18 protein-coding genes are annotated in these 20,050 nt (G+C 66.3%); 11 read left to right on the plus strand and 7 right to left on the minus strand.

What is annotated here, in order from left to right; all coding sequences use genetic code 11:
- Positions 1-7 precede the first annotated feature (7 nt).
- Both SLQ31_RS01895 and SLQ31_RS01900 read right to left on the minus strand, forming a co-directional pair.
- Positions 8-358 carry a metallopeptidase family protein gene (locus tag SLQ31_RS01895; protein ID WP_319429158.1) on the minus strand — a complete coding sequence of 117 codons (351 nt, stop codon included), beginning with the start codon at positions 356-358 and terminating at the stop codon, positions 8-10.
- Positions 358-1,776 (minus strand): septum formation family protein, encoded by a 1,419-nt coding sequence (locus SLQ31_RS01900; protein WP_319432762.1) that lies wholly within the window; start codon positions 1,774-1,776, stop codon positions 358-360. Before SLQ31_RS01900 ends, SLQ31_RS01895 begins: the two co-directional genes overlap by 1 nt.
- A 119-nt stretch (positions 1,777-1,895) precedes the next feature.
- On the opposite strand from SLQ31_RS01900, the gene serS reads away from it, so the two are divergent.
- On the plus strand, positions 1,896-3,149 hold the full coding sequence (serS, locus tag SLQ31_RS01905) for a serine--tRNA ligase (protein WP_319429159.1): 1,254 nt from the start codon (positions 1,896-1,898) through the stop codon (positions 3,147-3,149).
- A complete protein-coding gene (locus SLQ31_RS01910; protein WP_319429162.1) occupies positions 3,146-3,961 on the plus strand; it encodes a DUF5718 family protein in 816 nt (271 codons plus the stop codon). Before serS ends, SLQ31_RS01910 begins: the two co-directional genes overlap by 4 nt.
- 10 nt (positions 3,962-3,971) lie before the next feature.
- Here the strand turns inward: SLQ31_RS01910 and SLQ31_RS01915 are convergent, their stop codons facing one another.
- Genes SLQ31_RS01915 through SLQ31_RS01925 form a run of 3 tightly spaced genes read right to left on the minus strand, consistent with a single transcriptional unit; the run spans position 3,972 to position 6,649 of the window.
- Entirely contained in the window at positions 3,972-4,754 is a 783-nt protein-coding gene (locus tag SLQ31_RS01915; protein ID WP_319429164.1) for an alpha/beta hydrolase, read from the minus strand.
- 9 nt (positions 4,755-4,763) lie between these two features.
- Positions 4,764-5,102, minus strand: coding sequence for a hypothetical protein (locus SLQ31_RS01920; RefSeq protein WP_319429166.1), 339 nt, complete (start codon positions 5,100-5,102; stop codon positions 4,764-4,766).
- Entirely contained in the window at positions 5,099-6,649 is a 1,551-nt protein-coding gene (locus SLQ31_RS01925; RefSeq protein ID WP_319429168.1) for an MBL fold metallo-hydrolase, read from the minus strand. Before SLQ31_RS01925 ends, SLQ31_RS01920 begins: the two co-directional genes overlap by 4 nt.
- An 87-nt stretch (positions 6,650-6,736) precedes the next feature.
- On the opposite strand from SLQ31_RS01925, the gene SLQ31_RS01930 reads away from it, so the two are divergent.
- From SLQ31_RS01930 to SLQ31_RS01940, 3 genes are read left to right on the plus strand one after another with little or no spacing between them, the layout of a single operon-like run.
- Positions 6,737-7,510, plus strand: coding sequence for a 1-acyl-sn-glycerol-3-phosphate acyltransferase (locus SLQ31_RS01930; protein ID WP_319429170.1), 774 nt, complete (start codon positions 6,737-6,739; stop codon positions 7,508-7,510).
- 5 nt (positions 7,511-7,515) lie between these two features.
- Complete coding sequence (locus SLQ31_RS01935) at positions 7,516-8,262, plus strand: lysophospholipid acyltransferase family protein (protein WP_319429172.1); 747 nt, start codon at positions 7,516-7,518, stop codon at positions 8,260-8,262.
- On the plus strand, positions 8,262-9,074 hold the full coding sequence (locus SLQ31_RS01940; protein ID WP_319429174.1) for an HAD family hydrolase: 813 nt from the start codon (positions 8,262-8,264) through the stop codon (positions 9,072-9,074). Before SLQ31_RS01935 ends, SLQ31_RS01940 begins: the two co-directional genes overlap by 1 nt.
- Here the strand turns inward: SLQ31_RS01940 and SLQ31_RS01945 are convergent.
- Both SLQ31_RS01945 and SLQ31_RS01950 read right to left on the minus strand, forming a co-directional pair.
- Complete coding sequence (locus SLQ31_RS01945; protein ID WP_319429176.1) at positions 9,071-10,714, minus strand: N-acetylmuramoyl-L-alanine amidase; 1,644 nt, start codon at positions 10,712-10,714, stop codon at positions 9,071-9,073. The two genes, SLQ31_RS01940 and SLQ31_RS01945, sit on opposite strands and share 4 nt — an antisense overlap.
- 162 nt (positions 10,715-10,876) lie before the next feature.
- Positions 10,877-11,839: a hypothetical protein gene (locus SLQ31_RS01950; protein WP_319429178.1), complete on the minus strand. Its 963-nt coding sequence runs from the start codon at positions 11,837-11,839 to the stop codon at positions 10,877-10,879.
- 247 nt (positions 11,840-12,086) lie between these two features.
- Between SLQ31_RS01950 and glf the strand changes: the two genes are divergently transcribed.
- The 6 genes from glf to SLQ31_RS01980 all read left to right on the plus strand — a co-directional run bounded on the left by glf (position 12,087) and on the right by SLQ31_RS01980 (position 19,984).
- A complete protein-coding gene (glf, locus tag SLQ31_RS01955) occupies positions 12,087-13,352 on the plus strand; it encodes a UDP-galactopyranose mutase (protein ID WP_319429180.1) in 1,266 nt (421 codons plus the stop codon).
- Positions 13,349-15,289: a glycosyltransferase gene (locus SLQ31_RS01960; RefSeq protein ID WP_319429182.1), complete on the plus strand. Its 1,941-nt coding sequence runs from the start codon at positions 13,349-13,351 to the stop codon at positions 15,287-15,289. Before glf ends, SLQ31_RS01960 begins: the two co-directional genes overlap by 4 nt.
- Positions 15,282-15,833 carry a phosphatase PAP2 family protein gene (locus tag SLQ31_RS01965; protein WP_319429184.1) on the plus strand — a complete coding sequence of 184 codons (552 nt, stop codon included), beginning with the start codon at positions 15,282-15,284 and terminating at the stop codon, positions 15,831-15,833. The genes SLQ31_RS01960 and SLQ31_RS01965 overlap by 8 nt, the downstream gene beginning before the upstream one ends.
- A 6-nt stretch (positions 15,834-15,839) precedes the next feature.
- Positions 15,840-16,754 (plus strand): decaprenyl-phosphate phosphoribosyltransferase, encoded by a 915-nt coding sequence (locus SLQ31_RS01970; protein ID WP_319429185.1) that lies wholly within the window; start codon positions 15,840-15,842, stop codon positions 16,752-16,754.
- Positions 16,755-16,791: 37 nt separating this feature from the next.
- Positions 16,792-18,729: a flagellar motor control protein ZomB gene (gene zomB / locus SLQ31_RS01975; RefSeq protein WP_319432765.1), complete on the plus strand. Its 1,938-nt coding sequence runs from the start codon at positions 16,792-16,794 to the stop codon at positions 18,727-18,729.
- 319 nt (positions 18,730-19,048) lie between these two features.
- Positions 19,049-19,984, plus strand: a complete 936-nt coding sequence (locus SLQ31_RS01980) for an alpha/beta hydrolase family protein (RefSeq protein WP_319429186.1) — start codon at positions 19,049-19,051, stop codon at positions 19,982-19,984.
- Positions 19,985-20,050: the final 66 nt, after the last annotated feature.

The raw sequence follows: 20,050 nt of genomic DNA on the forward strand, positions 1-20,050 counted from the left end.
GAGTGGTTTAGCCCCAACCTAATTCGTGCAATCGATCGTCGTCAATGCCGAAATGGTGTGCAATCTCGTGGATTACCGTGATCGCGACTTCCTCGACCACGTCGGCTTCGGTGTCGCACATGTCCAGCAGCGGCTCGCGGTAGATGGTGACTGTGTCCGGAAGTGATCCGGCGTAACTGGAATCGCGCTCGGTGAGCGCGACGCCCTCGTAGAGGCCCAGCAGATCAGGATCTTCTGGGTGGTGATCCTCGACGAGTATCACGACGTTGTCGATCGCCTTGGCGAGTCCGGGCGGAATCAGATCCAGTGCGTCGCCGACCAATTCCTCGAACCGTTGCCGGTCCATCTGTACGGGCACTAAGCCGGCGGAGGAACGGCGTCAGCTGGTCCGGGCGGCGGGCCCGCGGGCGGGGGTGCCGCGGGGAGCGGCGCGTCGGCGGGGGGAGGGCCATCCATCGGGGGTGCGTCGACGGGCGGTTGGCCTGGCTGCGCGGGCACGAACTGGCCGTTGAGGACGTTGCCGTCCTGCGGCGGCGCGCCCGCGGTGGTGCTGGGCGCCGCCGTCGTGGTGGGTGCCTGCGACTGTTGTGTCGCCTGTTGCGGCAGGTGCTGGGTCTCGCTCGACTGACTGGACTGACTGGACTGACTGCTGTCGCTGGTCGACGGCGAGTACTGCGTCGTCGGGGCAGACGGCAGCAACGGGATCGACGGCAGGCTCAGCCGCTCCTGCGGAATGTCCGGCGGCGGGGTCGGCGGCATCCCGTTGATCAGCAGCGCACCCTTGGCGGGGTTGATCAGCGTCGCCCACCCGCCGTTGCCCAGGGTGGCGCCGATGCTGCAGGCCACCTGGTGGCTGCCCGCGGTCCAGCTCGGCAGCGAGATCGTGCTGTAAATCAGCGTCAGGGTGGTGGAGCGCAGCTGCAGGGGTGCCAGGTACGCGTCGGTCATCCGCGTGCAGGCGTCCTTGATGAACCCGTCCTGGTCGGCCTCCGACGGAATCGCCCCGGAGAACTTCTCGGCCAGATTCACCGAGCCGGTGACCTCCATGGCGTGCGGCGCGCCGCAATCGACGGGCACGTCGGTGGGCTGGCTGGTGGGCGGGTCGATCCCGAGGCAGGTGCCGGCCGGCCAGACCTTGGACTGGTCAACCTCGGCCACCCGGCCCTTGACCCCGGTCTGCTGACCGTCGGGTCCGGGCAGCTGCAGCCCGCACAGCATGCGCCGCTCGCCGTCCTGCTTCCACGCCTTGTCGCCGGACCACAGCATGCTGATCGTGAACTTGCTGTTGGGATCGAACTTGTCGCCGAGGTAGCGCTCAACGGCGGGCTGGCACTGCTCGAGGCTGATCTGCTGGATGCGGGCGGCGGTCGGCGGCGCGGCGTCGGGTCCGTATTCGGTTCCTGGATATGTCCGCATGTCGACCGATTCGGCGACCTCGAAGCGGTGGTCGTTCTTGCAGTCCACGATGGTGGCCGAGTCGGGGTCTTTGCCCGGCCAGTTCAGGCAGCTGCCGGCCTTGGCGTTGGCGAATGCGGCGGTGCCCTTGGCGCCCGACAGCGGGTCGGAGCCCGCGTACCCGGCCAAGCGGTTGTTGAGCCCGATCGGCAGGGCGGTCACAACACCGGCGATCAGCAGGGCGCCGAGCGCGGTCAGCAGTAGTACCCGACGGGTCGAGGCGGCCTGGAAAGTGCCCAAAAAAGTGCGCCGCGGCGCGCCCGGTTCGGGCAGCTCTGGCGTCACGTCCCCGCGGTCGGATAACTGCAACATCGCCTCCATTGTGGCAGCCACGGCGAGGCGTGTGACAAGTGATGCAGTTGTACTGTTATGGGGTTGTGCTGTGCGATCGGTCGGAGGGGCCGACGCGGCGGCCGACGGCAATAGCTAGGGTTGCGGGCGTGATCGACCTGAAACTGCTGCGCGACGACCCCGATGCGGTACGGCGGTCCCAGCTCAGCCGTGGTGAGGACCCGGGCCTCGTCGACGCCCTGCTGCTCGCTGACACCGCGCGCCGGGCGGCGATATCGACCGCCGATTCACTGCGGGCCGAGCAGAAGGCCGCGAGTAAGAAGGTCGGTTCGGCGTCCCCGGACGAGCGGCCCGCGCTGCTCGAACAGGCTAAAGAACTTGCAGCTGCGGTCAAGTCGGCTGAATCTGAGCAGACCCAAGCCGAAGCGGCTTTCAGCGCCGCGCACATGGGCCTTCAGAACGTCATCATCTCCGGTGTTCCGGCCGGCGGCGAGGACGACTTCGTCGTGCTCGAGGTGGTGGGCGAGCCGCCGCAGATCGAGAACCCGAAGGACCACCTCGAGCTCGGTGAGGCGCTGCGGCTCATCGATATGGAACGCGGCGCGAAGGTGTCCGGTTCGCGGTTCTACTTCCTGACCGGCCGCGGCGCGCTGCTGCAGCTCGGCCTGCTGCAGCTGGCGGTGCGGTTGGCGACCGACAACGGCTTCACCTTGATGATCCCGCCGGTGTTGGTGCGCCCCGAGGTGATGGCCGGCACCGGCTTCCTCGGCGCCCACGCCGACGAGATCTACCACCTCGAGGAGGACGACCTGTATCTGGTCGGCACCTCGGAGGTGCCGCTGGCCGGCTATCACTCCGGCGAGATCCTCGACCTGTCCGATGGCCCGCTGCGCTACGCCGGGTGGTCGTCGTGCTTCCGGCGCGAGGCGGGCAGCTACGGCAAGGACACCCGCGGCATCATCCGGGTGCATCAGTTCGACAAGGTGGAGGCCTTCGTCTACTGCCGTCCCGAGGACGCCGAGGCCGAACACCAGCGGCTGCTGGGCTGGCAGCGCCAGATGCTCGAGCTCATCGACGTGCCCTACCGCGTGATCGATGTTGCTGCCGGGGATCTCGGGTCGTCGGCCGCACGCAAATTCGACTGCGAAGCCTGGGTGCCCACCCAGCAGGCCTACCGCGAGCTGACCTCGACGTCGAATTGCACGACGTTCCAAGCCCGCCGGCTGGCCACCCGCTACCGCGACGAGAACGGCAAGCCGCAGATCGCGGCGACGCTCAATGGCACGCTGGCCACCACCCGGTGGCTGGTCGCGATCCTGGAAAACCATCAACAGCCAGACGGCAGCGTGCGTGTTCCCGCCGCCCTGGTGCCTTACGTTGGGACGGAGGTCCTGCAACCGTGATCGAACTCGACCTCGACGAGGTCAAAAGCTGGTTCGGCTTCGGCGTCGCCGGAAACTTCGCCGGGCATCTCGAACAAGCCGGTGAGGCAGTCGATTTCGTCAACGTCGCCAGCGAGGGCGTCGCCCCCAAGGGCATCTTCCCGTGGTACGCGCCCGGCCACGACAGCTTCCTGGGGGAGTTCCCGCTATCGCACGATGCGCTGATGGTGCCCGAGACGACCGAGGCTGACGGCCCGCTCAACCTGCAGATCGAGCCCGAGGTCGGGTTGGCCTGTGACGTGGTGTGGGAGGGCGACAGGGTCGTCACGCTGCGGCCGTTCGCGCTCGGGGCGTTCAACGACTGCTCGATCCGCCGCCCCAACGCACCCAAGATCAGCCACAAGAAGAACTGGGGGCGAGCGTCCAAAGGTGTTGCGCACCAGTTCTTCGACATCAGCGATCTGACTCCGGACGGCCCGACCGCGACGTTGCGGCTGCTGTGCCATCTGCGGACCGCCGACGGTGCGCACCATGAGTACGGCGTGGACAGCCCGCTGTTGGGCTACTCGTATTACGGCGAGGTGCTGCTGGACTGGATCGTCGAGCGGCTGGCCAACCAAAAGGGTTCGCCCGAAACGCCTTTGGAGGATGTCGGCGCGCTGATGGTGGCCTCGGGTCGGCCGCAGCGGGTGCTCATCGGCATCGGCGCGACGCGCTACACCGAGCTGGGGGAGTCGACGTATCTGCAGCCGGGTGACGAGGCGATCGTGCGCGTCTACGACACTGAGAGCGACGCGGCATCCGAACTGCGCCAACTGGTCTGGTCGCCCTAGCCGTCAACCGCTAGATGTCGTGACTGCCCAGCCACGACTGGATCCGCTCGGCGACAAGGCGCCAGCCGGGCTCCAGCATCATGTTGTGGCCCATGCCGGCGAACATCTCGGCCGTGGTCCCGTAATCGCGGGCCGTTGTATGGACTTCGCGGGGCCTGACGCTTCGGTCCTCCTCGCCACCGAGCACCAGAAGGGGTGTGCTCACCCGGCCTGGCCTGAAACGAAAGCGTAAACCGCCGCCGTGTGACCCCTCCGCTTGCAGACGCTGTGCGCACTCCACGATCACGGATTCCGGTGTGGTGTCGCAGAAGAAGTGCTTGCGCGCAAGCAATGGAGTGTTGACCAGCTCGGCGGTGGTGCCGACGGTGTAGGCCCGAAGGGAGACCAGGGGACGAGCGCGCGTGATGCGGAACGCCACCGCGGCCCGGTGCGCCGCACGCGACGGCATCGAGGCCATCAAGACACCGGCCGGGGCGCGATGCTTCTCGAGGTACTTCTGCGTGACGAACCCGCCCATCGAATGCCCCACGACCACTGGGCTGGAGCCGAGTTGGGCCGCCGCGGCGGCGACGTCACCCACGTAGTCGGCGATGGTGCATGAGTTCAACGGCCCGGGGGCCGGGCTGCCGCCGTGGCCACGCAGACTCACCGCGGCGGCGAGGAAGCCCTGACCGGCGAAGAAGTCCAGAAAGTTGTCCGCCCAGCACCACGCGCCGTGCCAGCCGCCGTGCACAAAGAGCAGCGGCGTCGGATGGGCTGCAGTGCTGGCACCTTTGGTGACAACCTCGAGCATCCGCTGAGCTTAGGTGGCCTTGAGCAACTCATCGAGCGTTGTCAGAAACTCCCGCGGTTTCACCGGGGTGAATGCCGGACTCGGAGTGGTGCCGGGCACGTCGAGAGTGACCAGCGTCGACTTGACCGGCCGGTAGATGTCCAGCGGCATCCAGCGTCGCAGATCCGAACTGCCCCAGAGCCGGAAGCGTTGCATCCACAATCCCAGCGGCTCGGCTTTGTAGCCCTTGATGGCCTGTAGCGGGATCACCTTGGCGGTGCCCGACGGAAAGTGGTAGCGCCGCAACGTCAATGCGAAGCGGTCCAGTTGAACCAGACCGTCATCGTAGTGCTGCGGTGGGGCGCTCATTGCCGGGAGCTCCGCAATTCGTGGCCCTTGGTTGTCAGGCAGCGGCCGTTCTCCAGGTTCCACTGCCAGCCGTGCAGGTTGCACGTCAACGTCGAGCCTTCCACCACACCGAATTTCGACAGATCCGCCTTCAAGTGGGGGCAGCGACGCTGGACGGTCCAGCCGTTCAGCTCGACGTCGCTGGAGTCGTCGTGCGACTCGGCGAACCAGCCGTCGGCATAGGCGATCCGCTCGTCGGTCAGACACTTGAAGAAGGTGTACAGATACTCGTTGTACCCGCCGACCCGCCACGCCCGGAACCGGGTGGACAGGAAGATGGTGTTGACCCAGTCCGGCTCGTCGTCGCGCAGCACCGTGCGCACCAGCTGCGGCGCGATCTCGAAGCCGTAGCGGAATTTCTCGTCCGCAATCGGTTCGCGCACAGCACGTTTCGGAAAATCCACCACAATGGTCTCTGCGCCCAGCCGCAGCTCCACCGCATAGCCGATGCCATCGCAGATCTGATCGCTCTGCAGCATGATCGGCTCGAACTTCGCCCGCAATGGTTCCAGCAGAGACTCCCCGGCGGCCGGTGCCCACCGCGCCTTCTCGGCGGCCAGCACCGGCGCCATTCGCTCGGCGTAGTCGGCGATGTAGTCGGCCTTGCCGGTGGTGAAGATCGCCTCGACTTCGGCCGTCGGCAGCGGATGGGTCAGCGAATCGAGTTGTGTGCCAGTGAATTCGGCCACCGATCCAGGAATCATCAGCAGGCCGCCGTCATTGCCGTTGCGCCGCATCTGATCAAGGAAGACCATCTGGTCGGGGAAGATGTTGGCGGGGTCGCCGTGGTCGTCGTTGAGGTCGCGCAGCGCGGAATCCAGGAAGCAAGGCGGCCCGGCCGACGGGATCACCCACGTCGCGTCGATATCGGAGATGAACTGCCGGCAGCGGTCCATACCGCGCTGGCGCTTCTGCGTGCCGAACGACTCTTTGGCCCGTGCGGGCATGTCGTAGACCATCGGGTACCAGATCGCGCCCGAGTACTGCAGCATGTGCACGTCGATGTGGCCGAAGGCGTCGGCCAGCACGTCCGCCGCCAGCGGCCGTGAGTCGTTCATGTTGAACACCGTTGTGGTGCCATCGGACACGATCAGTCCGGAGTCCCCGATGGGCCCGTCGGCCGGAGCCCGCAGCGCGACGATCATCACGTCCAGCTCGCCCTTGGGCCCGCTGATTCGATGCTTGACGGAGTCGGCGGTCTCGTAGAAGCGGTGGAAGCCCACCTTCTCGAGTTCGCGTCTCAGGTCGGGCACCGGAAAGTCCGGCAGCAGCACGACGGCGTCCTTGTTGACGTACTCGGCGAGCAGCTTCGGGTCGAAATGATCCTTGTGCAGATGTGAGACGTAGAGATAGTCGCAGTCGCCGATAGCGGCCCAGTCCAGGCCACTGTTGTCGGGGAAGACGAACCATGACGCGAAATAAGCGGGGTTCAGCCACGGGTCGCACAGGATGCTTCCCGCCGCGGTGTCGATCCGAAAACCGGCGTGGCCGATGCTGGTGACCTGCACAAATCCCCTTTCCCGTGGTCGCTGCACCCGAAACGAGCTTAGCGGTCCGTGCACGGCCGGCATCCTGCGCGGGCTAGGCTAATCGCTGTGGAACCGGTATACGGGACTGTCATCCAGCTCGCCCGCCTGGCCTGGCGGGTACAGGGACTGAAGTTCACCGTGACTGGAGTCGAGAACCTGCCCGCCACCGGTGGGGCCGTCATCGCCATCAACCACACCAGCTACTTCGACTTCACCTTCGCCGGCCTGCCCGCGTATCGGCAGGGCCGCGGCCGCAAGGTGCGATTCATGGCCAAGCAAGAGGTCTTCGACGCGAAGGTCACCGGCCCCATCATGCGCAGCCTGCGACACATCCCGGTGGACCGGGACAGCGGTGCCGCCTCCTTCGACGCGGCCTGCCTGGCGCTGAAGGACGGGGAGCTGGTGGGGGTCTATCCGGAGGCGACGATCAGTCGCAGCTTCGAGCTCAAGGGTTTCAAGTCGGGCGCGGCACGGATGGCGATCGCCGCCGACGTGCCGATCGTCCCGCACATCGTGTGGGGCGCTCAGCGCATCTGGACAAAGGGCCATCCGCGCAATTTGTGGCGGCCTAAGGTGCCGATCACGATCGCGGTGGGCGAACCCATCGCGCCGACGTTGCCGGCCAATGAGCTCACCGCACTGCTGCACTCGAGAATGCAGCACATGCTTGAACGCGTGCAGGACACGTATGGCCACCCGGCCGGCGAGTTCTGGGTGCCGCACCGGCTGGGCGGCGGGGCGCCGACTCTGGCGGAAGCCTCCGATATGGAAGCAGCCGAAGCCGCGGAAAAGGCGGCCAAACGAGCGCAGCGCGGTGATCCGCCAGGGCCAGCGGGGTAGCAGTCATGGAACCCGTTTTCCGCACCCTGGAGATCGTCGCCTCGATGGCGGTCAGGGCAGCGGGAACCAAGATCACCTTCGAGGGCCTTGAGAACATTCCCGTGCGCGGTGGTGCCGTGATCGCGATCAATCACACCAGCTACGTCGACTTCCTGCCCGCGGCGCTGGGCATCCGCCGCCGCAGGCGCCGGGTCCGGTTCATGATCAAGGCGGAGATGCAGGACGTGCGGGTGGTGAATTTTCTGATCAAACACACGGGGACCATCCCGGTGAACCGGCGGGCCGGTGCCGATGCGTATGCCGAGGCGGTCCGCCAGCTGCGCGCCGGTGAGCTCGTCGGGGTCTACCCCGAGGCCACGATCAGCCGGGCCTTCGTCCTCAAGGACTTCAAGACTGGAGCTGCGCGGATGGCGCTGGAGGCGCAAGTGCAGATCGTTCCCTGCATCGTGTGGGGACCCCACCGAGTGTGGACGAAGGACCATCCAAAGCAGTTGCGCCGTAACAAAATTCCGTGCACTGTCCGGTTCGGCCGACCGCTGCTGCCGGTGGGTCCGGCCGCCGAGCTGGAAGCCACCCTCCGGGACCAGATGAGTACTGTCCTGCGTGAGGTGCAGCTGGCCTACCCTCATCCGCCCGGCGAGTATTGGGTGCCAGAGGTTCTCGGTGGCGGGGCCCCGAGCCTGGACGAGGCCAAGCGACTCGATGAGGCTGAACTGGCCGAACGTGCCCGCCGTACAAGGGAGCATCACTGATGCTGCCGGCGCTGATCGCCACCGATGTGGACGGCACCTTGCTCGACGACGACGAGCGCGTTACGGCGCGTACCCGCCAGGCCGTCCGCGCGGCGGTGGCCTCCGGTGTTCAGTTCGTGTTGGCGACGGGCCGCCCGCCGCGGTGGATCCCGCCCGTCGTCGAGGCGCTGGGTTTCGCCCCGATGGCGGTGTGCGCCAACGGTGCGGTGATCTACGACTCCGATCAGGACCGCATCATCTCCGCGCGCACCCTGGCCGTCGACGCGCTCGCTGAGCTCGCCGAAATCGCCACCCGGGTGATTCCGGGGGCGGGCCTGGCCGTCGAGCGGGTCGGCCGCAGCGCGCATGACTCGGCGACACCACAGTTCGTCAGCTCGCCCGGTTACGAGCACGCCTGGCTCAACCCGGACAACACCGAGGTCTCGATCGAAGATCTACTCAGCGCGCCCGCGGTGAAGCTGCTGATCCGCAAGGCGGGTGCGAGTAGTGCGGAGATGGCCGCCGAACTTGCCAAACACATTGGCATCCAAGGCGATATCACCTATTCCACGAACAACGGCCTGATCGAGATCAATCCCTGCGGGACCAGCAAGGCGACCGGCGTCGAAGAAGTCGCACGACCGCTGGGTATCACCGCCGAGGATGTGATCGCGTTCGGCGACATGCCCAACGATGTGCCGATGCTGCTCTGGGCCGGCCACGGCGTCGCGATGGGCAATGCTCACCCGGAAGCGATGGCGGCCGCCAACGAGGTGACCGCGCCCAATACCGACGACGGGTTGGCGCGCGTTCTCGAACGCTGGTGGCTTTAGCTTGCGGGTGCTTCGAGCACCGGGTTCGCGGCGCGGGTGAACCGCTCCAACTGAACCGGCGGCCCCTCGGCGGGCGGCGGCGGCATCACCAGGGTCAGCGCGTCGACCACCCGCAGGATGTTGTGGGTCTGCCGGTCGAAGTTGAGGGTGCCGTGCTGGAAGTTCTGCACGATCCATTCGGGTTCCTGGATCTCGCCACTGGTCGGCAGGCCCAGCGCGCCGCGCTCATAACCCAGCGATGCCCACGCCTCGTAGATCGCACCGGTCAGCGGCTGCGCCTCGGTGCTCGGCGACCAATAGATCGCGCCATGCTCGAACGTCACATACTTCGCGGCGCCGTCGGCGGAGGACTCGGGAGACGTCGGCTCCCCGAGAGGTCCGTCCTTGCCGCCCATGGCTTCCCACTTGCCGAAGATCGCACCGCCGCGCATTGATTCGACGAGGTCAGGCGGCCGGTTGAAACGAGCTGCGATGTCCCGAATCTGGCTGAGCGCGGCATAGCCGGCGTTGCCCGGGCACTCGGTGTTGCCGACGTCGCGGTGGGCGAAGATCGTCGGCAATGTCGGGGTCGCCCCGGCGGGGAAGAAGGTGTAGTCGCCGCCGGCCGAGCTCAGGGTCACGGTGCCCAGCGGGTTGACCCGGTCCAGGCCCATCCGCCAGCCGAGCAGCCTGCCGACCGTGCGGACCAGGATCTCGGTGGGCGGAACGTCTTCGAAGTCGCCGATCATCGACACGCCCCACACATCGCGGTTGAATCCGCCGGTGTGCGAACCGAGTACGTCTTTGGTGATGCCGCCGGCCCGGCCTTCGAAGACCTGACCGTACTTGTCAACCAGGGCGTTGTAGGCGATGTCGCACCAGCCCAGGGTGCGGGTGTGGTACGCGTAGATCGACCGGACGATAGCCGCGGAATCTTCCGGTGCGTAGTCGTTGCTGCCCGCGGTGTGGTGTACCACTGCTGCGCGAATTCCGTTGCCGTAGGCGGCATTACCGCAGCGCATATGGTCGTCGGCGCCCCACTGGGCGCGGCTGATGATGTTCGGCGGCTGGCCCGGTCCCAGCGCGGCCGTCGGCGGCTGCCACTGCGAGTCGACGGGCGCCTTCGGTGGGGTGATCAGCACGGCCGAGATGTTCTGGGCGAAGGGCTGTTCGGCTGTGGCGGGCACGTAGCCGAGTTCCTTGCCTGCGTCGAGACCGGTTTCGGGCGGCGCGCTGGTGATCGGTGCGTTGGCCGGACGGGTGACTGCGATCTGCACCGACGTTGTGGTGCCCACGAACACCGGGTCGGTGCCGCGCGGTCCGCCGTGCTGGGTGTCGTCGGCGTTGGACTCGAGGGTCTCCGCGTCGTACCACGGGCCCCAACTTCCGTCCGGTCGCTTGGCGCGCACCCGCGCCGATGTTCCGGTGAGGTCGGTACCGGTCAACGCCACCATCGAGAACGGCGCGGTCTGGCTGATTTCGCGGATCGTCTGACCGCCACCCAGTCCGGTCAGCGGCTGCTGGGACAGCACGGTGTCAGCGGCGCTGGGGCCGTCTTTGTGATCCGAACCGGGCACCCCGGTGACCGCCCACGGCAAGATGACGACGGTCGCCGCGATTGCGGTGAACACGATCGACGGCGCGGGTCGACGGGACAGCACAAGGCGATGTTACGTATGTGCTCTCTGATACCAGTGTTTCGACACGGGCCAGTGTGAAGAAAGTGATGCCTGAGACCTGCAACGGCACCGCAGGGGCCTCTCCGGGTTCACTGACCTAGCGGCCTGACCCACCCTGCGGTGCCGTTCCGAAGCAGGTCTTTGTTATCCCGCCGGAGGTGCCGCTGCCGCGGGGGCAGCAGCCGCCGCGGAGGCGCCTTGCATCGCTTGGGTAATCGACGGCATGACTACGCCTTTGAGCAGGTCGATCGCCTGTCCGACGCCAAGCTGGTTGGCGGCGCTGCTCAGGTCGCTGATGATCCCGCCGGACGCGGCCGGTGCGCTGGGCATGGCCAGCGAGGGATCGCCGAGGATCGGATAGGTCCCAGCGGCCGGCGTGCTGATCGGAATCTCACTCGGCAAGCCGAGGCCGGTCGCCGACGGGCTGGTCAACCCGGGGGTGGCCAACGACGGGGTGCCGACACCGAGCTGAGGGGTGGTCAGCGCGGGATTGGTCAGTCCGGGGTCGGTCAGCGAGGCCGACGCCGACGGCACAGTGACCCCCGGGGTGGTCAGGCCAGGCGTGGTCAGACCAGGTGTGGTCAGACCAGGTGTGGTCAGGCTGGGGGTGGTCAGACCGGGCGTGCTGACGCTCGGCGTGGTCAGGCCGGGGGTGGTCAGACCGGGCGTGGTCAGACCGGGAGTGGTCAGACCAGGCGTTGTGAGGCCCGGCGTGGTCAGGCTCGGGGTGGTGAGCCCGGGCGTGGTCAAGCTGGGCGTGGTCAGACCCGGTGCCGTCAGGCCCGGCGTGGTGAGGCCGGGCGCAGTCAGGCTCGGCGTCGTCAGCGTGGGGCCGGCCTGCGCAGGTTGGGCGCCGGCCGGGCTCAGGCCCGTCGGTAGGGGTGGCAGGTTGATCCCGAACTGCGACAGACCCTGTTGCAGCGCGGACATCAACTCGTTCGGCAGGTCGGTCACCACCGCGGCGCGGACGAACTCGCGCTGTTCGGGTGCCTTCTGCGGGGTAGTGGTCAGTTCGACCACGCCAATAGCGGCAATAGGACTTGCGACGGCCAATGCGGCGACTGCGCTCATGGCTGTCGAGAGCTTGCGTCGGCGGCTGTTAGGCACGGAAGTCTCCTCAATATCTAGACAACGTTCGTGTCTGAACTAAATTCGTAGGGCCCGGAATTCGGCCGTGCGCCGAATCTGAAGCCAACGTGATCGATGGTACGAGTGTGACTGCTGTGACTGAAGTGACGATGCTGAATCGTGAGCCAATTGCGACCTGCATTCGGTACGAGCCCACTTGATTTCCGGCTGCCACCCGGGCTTGCGATGCGGGTCACACCGACCTGGTCCGATAACCTAGGGCCCGATGACTGAGTCAGAATCCCGGGTCGCTTCGCTCCTGCCCGCCGGTCTAGAGTCCCGGGCCGATCCCAGCTCCTTCGACCTCTTCGTCGTTGGCTCCGGCTTCTTCGGACTGACCATTGCCGAGCGGGTGGCCAGCCAGCTCGGCAAGCGTGTGCTGGTCGTCGACCGCCGGCCGCACATCGGTGGCAACGCCTACTCCGAGCCCGAGCCGCAGACCGGCATCGAGATCCACAAGTACGGCGCGCATCTGTTCCACACCTCTAATACCAAGGTGTGGGACTACGTCCGGCAGTTCACCGACTTCACCGGATACCAGCACCGGGTGTTCGCGATGTACGGCGGGCAGGCCTACCAGTTCCCGATGGGACTGGGCTTGGTGGCGCAATTCTTCGGCAAGTACTTCACCCCCGACGAGGCACGCCAGCTGATCAAGGAGCAGGCCGCCGAGTTCGAGACCGACGCGGCTGCCAACCTCGAGGAGAAGGCGATCTCGTTGATCGGCCGCCCGCTCTACGAGGCGTTCGTCAAGGGCTACACCGCCAAGCAATGGCAGACCGACCCCGTCGACCTCCCGGCCGCCGTGATCAACCGCCTGCCGGTCCGCTACAACTTCGACAACCGCTACTTCAACGACACCTACGAGGGCCTCCCGGTCGAGGGCTACACGAAGTGGTTGGAGAACATGGCCGCCGACGACCGCATCGAGGTCCGGCTCGACACCGACTGGTTCGACGTCCGCGATGCCCTGCGGGCTCAGAGCCCCGACGCACCGGTCATCTACACCGGCCCGCTGGATCGCTACTTCGATTACGCGGAAGGGCGGCTGGGCTGGCGCACCCTGGACTTCGAGATGGAAGTGCTCCCGACCGGTGACTTTCAGGGCACCCCGGTGATGAACTACAACGACCTCGACGTGCCCTACACCCGCATCCACGAGTTCCGTCACTTCCATCCGGAACGTGACTACCCGACCGACAAGACGGTCATCATGCGGGAGTACTCGCGATTCGCCGCCGACGACGACGAGCCGTACTACCCGATCAACACCGAAGCCGACCGCGCGGTGCTCGCCGCCTACCGGACCCGCGCTCGGCAGGAGACCTCGTCGGAGAGAGTCCTCTTCGGCGGCAGGCTGGGCACGTACCAGTACCTGGACATGCACATGGCGATCGCCAGCGCGCTGAACATGTACGACAACATCCTGGCGCCACACCTGCGCGACGGTGCGCCGCTGGGCCAAGACGAAACCGAAAGCGGCACAGCATGAGCGAGATTCCGTCCGGACCGATCGCGGCCGGCGAAACCAAAGCAATCAGCCTGCTGGCCCGGGTGATCCTCCCGCGACCGGGCGAGCCCCTCGACGTCCGCAAGCTCTACATCGAAGAATCGGACACCAACGCGCGCCGGGCGCATGCGCCCACCCGCACCACGCTGGAGATCGGCGCGGAGTCCGAGGTGTCTTTCGCGACGTACTTCAACGCCTTCCCGGCCAGCTACTGGCGGCGCTGGTCCACGTTGGAGTCGGTGGTTCTGCGGGTCGAACTGACCGGGTCAGCGCGCGTCGACGTCTACCGGTCCAAGGCCACTGGGGCCCGAATCACCGTGGGCGGCACCGAGGTCAGCAGTCCGGACGCGACGACGCCGACCGCCGCGGAGTTCGAGATCGGGCTGCACCCCTTCGAAGACGGTGGCTGGATCTGGTTCGACATCACCACCGACACCAAGGTCACCGTGCACAGCGCGGGCTGGTACGCACCCGTGCCTGCGCCTGGCCGGGCCAGCGTCGCCGTGGGGATACCGACTTTCAACCGGCCCTCGGATTGTGTCAATGCGCTGGCGGCGCTGACCTCGGATCCGTTGGTGGACAACGTGATCACTGCGGTTATCGTCACCGACCAAGGCACCGACAAGTCCACCGCGCACCCCGACTTCCCGGCTGCCGCCGCCAAGCTCGGCGACCGCCTTTCGGTCCACCACCAACCCAACCTCGGTGGTTCCGGCGGCTACAGCCGGGTGATGTACGAGGCGCTGAAGAACACCGATTGCGAACAGATCCTGTTCATGGACGACGACATCCGCATCGAGCCGGACTCGGTGCTGCGGGCGTTGGCGCTCAACCGGTTTGCGAAGACGCCGACGCTGGTCGGCGGGCAGATGCTCAACCTCCAAGAGCCCTCACATCTGCACGTGATGGGCGAGATGGTCGACCAGGCAAACTTCATGTGGTCGGGCGCGGTCAACACCGAATACGACCACAACTTCGCCAAGTACCCGCTCAATGACGAAGAGGAGTACCGCAGCAAGCTCCTGCACCGCCGTGTCGACGTCGACTTCAACGGGTGGTGGATGTGCATGATTCCGCGGTCGGTAGCCGAGGAGCTCGGCCAGCCCGTGCCGCTCTTCATCAAGTGGGATGACGTCGAGTACGGGTTGCGGGCAGGGGAGCACGGCTATCCCACCGTCACGTTGCCCGGTGCGGCGATCTGGCACATGGCCTGGAGTGACAAGGATGACGCCATCGACTGGCAGGCGTACTTCCACCTGCGCAACCGGTTGGTGGTGGCCGCGATGCACTGGGACGGCAACGTCAAGGGCCTGATCGCCAGCCATATGAAGGCGACACTCAAACATCTTCTGTGCCTTGAGTATTCGACCGTTGCCATCCAGAACAAGGCGATGGACGATTTCCTCGCCGGACCGGAACACGTCTTCTCCATCCTGGAGGCGGCGCTGCCCGAGGTGCGGCAGATGCGGGCGCAGTACCCCGACGCCGTCGTGCTGCCCAGTGCGACTGCGCTGCCCACCCCGTCGGATAAGCGGTGGCGCAAGAAGGTGAACATCCCGACCAACCCGCTGTCGATCTCGTTGCGGCTCACCCGCGGGGTGGCCCACCAGCTCAAGCAGCACGATCCGGTGCACCACGAGCGCCCGCAGATCAACGTCGCGACGCAGGACGCCCGATGGTTCTCGCTGTGCCGTGTCGACGGTGTCACCGTGACCACTGCCGACGGCCGAGGTGTGGTCTACCGGCAGCGCGACCGCGCGAAGATGTTCGCGCTGCTGAGTGCTTCGACGCGTCGCCAGGTGCAGCTGGCCCGCAAGTTCAACCGGATGCGCAAGGTCTATCGCAAGGCATTGCCGGTGCTCGCCAGCAAGGAGAAGTGGGAAACGGTGCTGCTCGAGAACACTTCCACCCATGCCTGACGGCAGCGTCCCGGAACCGGTCGCGCCCCGCGCCAGCGGCGAACTCGCCGTCCTGGTCGCCGTCCAGTCGAGGCTGGGTACACCCGCGGTGATCGAGGTGGCCCGGTCGATGTCCCATTTCGGTGAGCACGCCCAGGGCTGGGTGGCGCTCTCGGCGCTTGGCGCGCTGGCCATGCCGAAGCGCCGGCGTGACTGGGTGCTCGTGGGCGTCGGCGCGGTGGCCGCCCATGCCGCCGCGATCGCGATCAAGTTGGTGGTCCGCCGTAAGCGGCCCAACCATCCGGCTGTCGCGGTCAACGTCGGCACGCCGAGCGCGCTGAGCTTTCCCTCCGCCCACGCCACCTCCTCGACCGCCGCGGCTATGCTGCTGAGCCGGGCCACCCGTTCACGGCTGCCGTTGGCAGTGGTGCCCGCGATGGCCCTGTCGAGGCTGGTGCTCGGCGTGCATTACCCGACGGACGTCATTGCCGGGGCGGCGGTCGGCGCCGTTGTCGCGAAGACGGCCGGCTGTTTTGCTTCACCGCAGAAGGAGAAGCGGAAGTGAGCGCCCATGAGTGAGGAAGCCAAGCAGGTCGCCGGACCACCGAGCAATCTGTTCACCGGAATCATCAAGGCCATCCGACCGCGCCAGTGGGTCAAGAACCTGCTTGTACTGCTTGCCCCGATCGCGGCGCTCGGCGGCAACGTGCAGTACGACTACCAGCAGGTCGCAATCAAGATCCTGATCGCGTTCGCGGCATTCTCGCTGGCGGCCTCGTGCATCTACCTGGTGAATGACTCGCGTGACGTCGAGGCCGACCGTCAGCATCCGACCAAACAATTCCGCCCGATTGCCGCGGGCGTAGTTCCCGCATCGCTGGCCTACACCCTGGCCGTCGTGCTGGGCATCAGTGCACTAGCACTCTCACTGCTGGCCTCGGTGAATCTGACCATCGTGATCAGCGTGTACATCGCGATGCAGCTCGCATACTGCTTCGGGCTCAAACATCAAGCGGTGTTGGACATTTGCATCGTGTCGTCGGCGTACCTGATCAGGGCCATTGCCGGCGGAGCAGCAGCGGGCATCCCGCTATCGCAGTGGTTCCTGCTGGTGATGACATTCGGTTCGCTGTTCATGGTGGCCGGAAAGCGTTATGCCGAACTGCAACTCGCCGAACGCACCGGCGCCAAGATCCGCAAGTCGCTCGAGAGCTACACGGCCTCCTACCTCCGGTTCGTCTGGACCGTGGCGGCCACCGCGATGGTGGTCTGTTACAGCCTGTGGGCCTTCGAGCGGGACGGCGCGAACGCGTCGTGGTACGCGGTCACGATCATTCCCATCACCATCGCGATCCTGCGGTACGCCGTCGATGTCGACGGCGGAATGGCCGGTGAACCTGAGGACATCGCGCTGAAGGATCGGGTGCTGCAGCTGCTGTTGCTGGCGTGGATCGGGACCATCGGTGCCGCGGTCATCCTCGGCTGAGACGCCGACCTCAGCGGCCGACGCCGGGCCACTGAAAATGCCTTGGGCACCGGCGTTCCCGCTGCGCTCGTGGGCCCGCGTCAGCTTGTGGCTGAGCGTCGTGGTTGTCGCCGCGTTGTGGTTCTGGGGGGCCTGGCAGCGACGCTGGATCGCCGACGACGGTTTGATCGTGTTGCGCACGGTGCGCAATCTGCTGGCCGGCAACGGGCCGGTGTTCAATGCCGGTGAGCGGGTGGAATCCAACACCTCCACGCTGTGGACCTTTCTGACCTATTTCGGCGGACTCGTCGGCGGACCGGTGCGGCTGGAATATGTCGCGCTGGCGCTGGCGCTAGGCTTGTCCGTCGCGGGTGTGGTGTTCGTAATGATCGGCACCGCAAGACTATTCGCGCCCGGGCTGCAGGGGCGGCGGGCGCTGTTGCTGCCTGCCGGCGCCCTGGTCTACATCGCGATCCCGCCCGCCCGTGACTTCGCCACCTCAGGCCTGGAGAACGGCCTGGTGCTCGCCTGGATAGGCCTGCTGTGGTGGATGATGGTGGCCTGGTCGCAAGCGCCCCGGCGCCAGGGCAGCGGCCCCGTCTTCACCGCGACGCTGGCGTTCGTCGCCGGCTTGAGTGTGCTGGTCCGTCCCGAGCTCGCCCTGGTCGGCGGGCTGGCGTTGGTGATGATGCTCGTCGCCGCCCGCGGCTGGCTCAGCCGGCTGCTCATCGTGGTCGCCGGTGGCTTGTTCCCGGTGGGCTACCAGGTTTTCCGGATGGGTTACTACGGGCTGCTTTTCCCGCAGACCGCGTTGGCCAAGGACGCCTCCGGTGACAAGTGGGCGCAGGGCCTGATCTACCTGGCCAACTTCAATGCGCCCTACGCACTGTGGCTGGCTGCGGTTTTGGTGATCGCGCTCGGCGGAGTCCTGCTGGCGGCACGCAACACCGGCAGCCGCGCGCAGCTGGCCGGCAAGTCCGGCCGACTGGCCAGCCGGATCCAAAGCCCCACCGCCGTGGTCATTTTCATGCTCGTGAGTGGTCTGGTGCAGGCCTTGTACTGGATCCGTCAAGGCGGCGATTTCATGCACGGCCGGGTTTTGCTGACGCCGGTGTTTTGCCTGCTGGCTCCGGTCTCGGTGATTCCCGTCGTGCTGCCCGACACCATCGCGGCAACCCGGGACCGGGGCGTGGTGCTGGCCGGCGCGACCGCCGCGTTGTGGCTGGGCGTGGTGGGCTGGTCGTTGTGGGCGGCGAACTCGCCGGGCATGGGTCCCGACGCCACCAGGGTCACGTATTCGGGCATCGTCGACGAGCGGCGGTTCTATTCTCAGGCAACGGGTCACGCGCATCCGCTGACCGCCGCCGACTACCTGGACTACCCGCGAATGCGTGCGGTCCTGACCGCGATCAACAACACTCCCGACGGTGCGCTGCTGCTGCCATCGGGGAATTACGACGTGTGGGATGTGGTGCCGGCCTACCCGCCCCCACCGCCGCCGCCCGGTGTCTCGATGGATGCGTGGCGCCGCCAAATAGCCCCGCACACAGTCTTTTTCACTAACCTGGGGATGCTCGGCATGAACGTCGGGCTGGATATCAGGGTGATTGACCAGATCGGCCTTGCCAATCCGATTGCGGCGCATACCGCGCGGCTGGACGACGGCCGCATCGGTCACGACAAGAACCTCTTCCCGGATTGGGCCGTTGCCGAGGGCCCTTGGCTCAAGGAGCATCCGTACGTCCCGCCGTACCTCGACGAGGGCTGGATCACCGAGGCCGGGGTGGCCCTGGGTTGCCCGGAGACCGACGCGATGTTGAATTCCATCCGGAAGCCGTTGGGGATTCGCCGGTTTGTGTCGAACGTTCTGCATGCGCTCGACTTCACCCGTTACCGCATCGATCGAGTGCCCGAGTACGAATTGCAACGTTGCGGACTGCCGGAGCCGCCGTTGAAGGGGACGCGGTACACCGGCTTGCCGGCGACCGGCCCGTAGCCTCGCCACGAACTGGCTGACAGTCGCGTCAGGTTTTGGCGTGTGGGGCCAAAGTGGGCCGAGTGCAAGCTGTTACGCGCAGCGAAAGAGCTTGGAGCTCAACTGAAATGTGGCCGATATCTCACTGACGTGGGGTTTAGGTCAGCAGGTTTCACGAATACATCTCCGACCCGGTAGTTTAGTTTGCCAGCCGGGCTCTCGCCGGTAACGCTGCGGTCAAGTCGCGGCGATACACAGTCAAGTGTGACAACGCTTGGCGAACCAATGTCAGTGTCGACAGCGGTTGCGCCATGCCGTGAATGAATGAGTTGAGCAACCGATGGTTCGTGCCGTGAGAGCCTCCCTCGTCACCGCCCTGCTGCTGGCCGCGCTGGCAGCAGTCATGGGCGTGCCGAGCGCGAGAGCGTTCTCGCGGGACGGCCTTCCGGTGGAGTACCTCGACGTGTATTCGCCGTCGATGAACCGAAACATCCGCGTGCAGTTCCAGGGCGGCGGAGCCGCCGGGCCGGCGACATCGGGCTCTAGCACCCACGCGGTCTACTTGCTCGACGGACTGCGCGCGCAGGACGACTACAGCGGCTGGGACATCAATACACCGGCGTTCGAGTGGTTCTTCGGCACGGGCGTCTCGGTGGTGATGCCCGTCGGCGGGCAGTCCAGCTTCTACAGCGACTGGTACACACCGTCGAGTTTCAACAAGCAGCCCTACACCTATAAGTGGGAGACCTTCCTGACCAGCGAGCTGCCGCAGTGGCTGGCCGCCAACAGGCAGGTCTCGGCGACCGGCAACGGCGTGGTCGGCCTGTCGATGTCCGGCGGCGCCGCGCTGATCCTGTCGGCCTACCATCCGCAGCAGTTCATCTACGCGGCCTCGCTGTCGGGCTTCCTCAATCCGTCAGCCCTCCTCATGCAGCAGGCGATCCGGGTAGCCATGCTCGACGCAGGCGGCTACAACGTCGACAACATGTGGGGCGCACCGTGGGACCCCGCGTGGAAGCGCAACGACCCGGTGCTGCAAGCCGCCACGATCGCCCACAACGGCACCCGGCTCTGGATCTACTGCGCACCCGGCGGCCAGAGCGATCTGGAGTCGATGGCATCGGCGAGCAACAAGGATTTCCAGGCCGCCTACACCGCGGCCGGAGGCACCAACGCGACGTTCGATTTCCCGCCGTCCGGCAACCCTTCGTGGCCGTATTGGGGAGCGCAGTTGGCGGCATTGAAACCCGACCTCATCGCCACAATCAGCCGGTGAGAGGGCGGTCACGACAACATCTCTGAAGAGGAACGATCACGTCACTTGTGGTTGACTACCAGGGCA

The sequence above is a fragment of the Mycobacterium sp. RTGN5 genome (assembly GCF_033804465.1).
Classification (GTDB): Bacteria; Actinomycetota; Actinomycetes; order Mycobacteriales; family Mycobacteriaceae; genus Mycobacterium.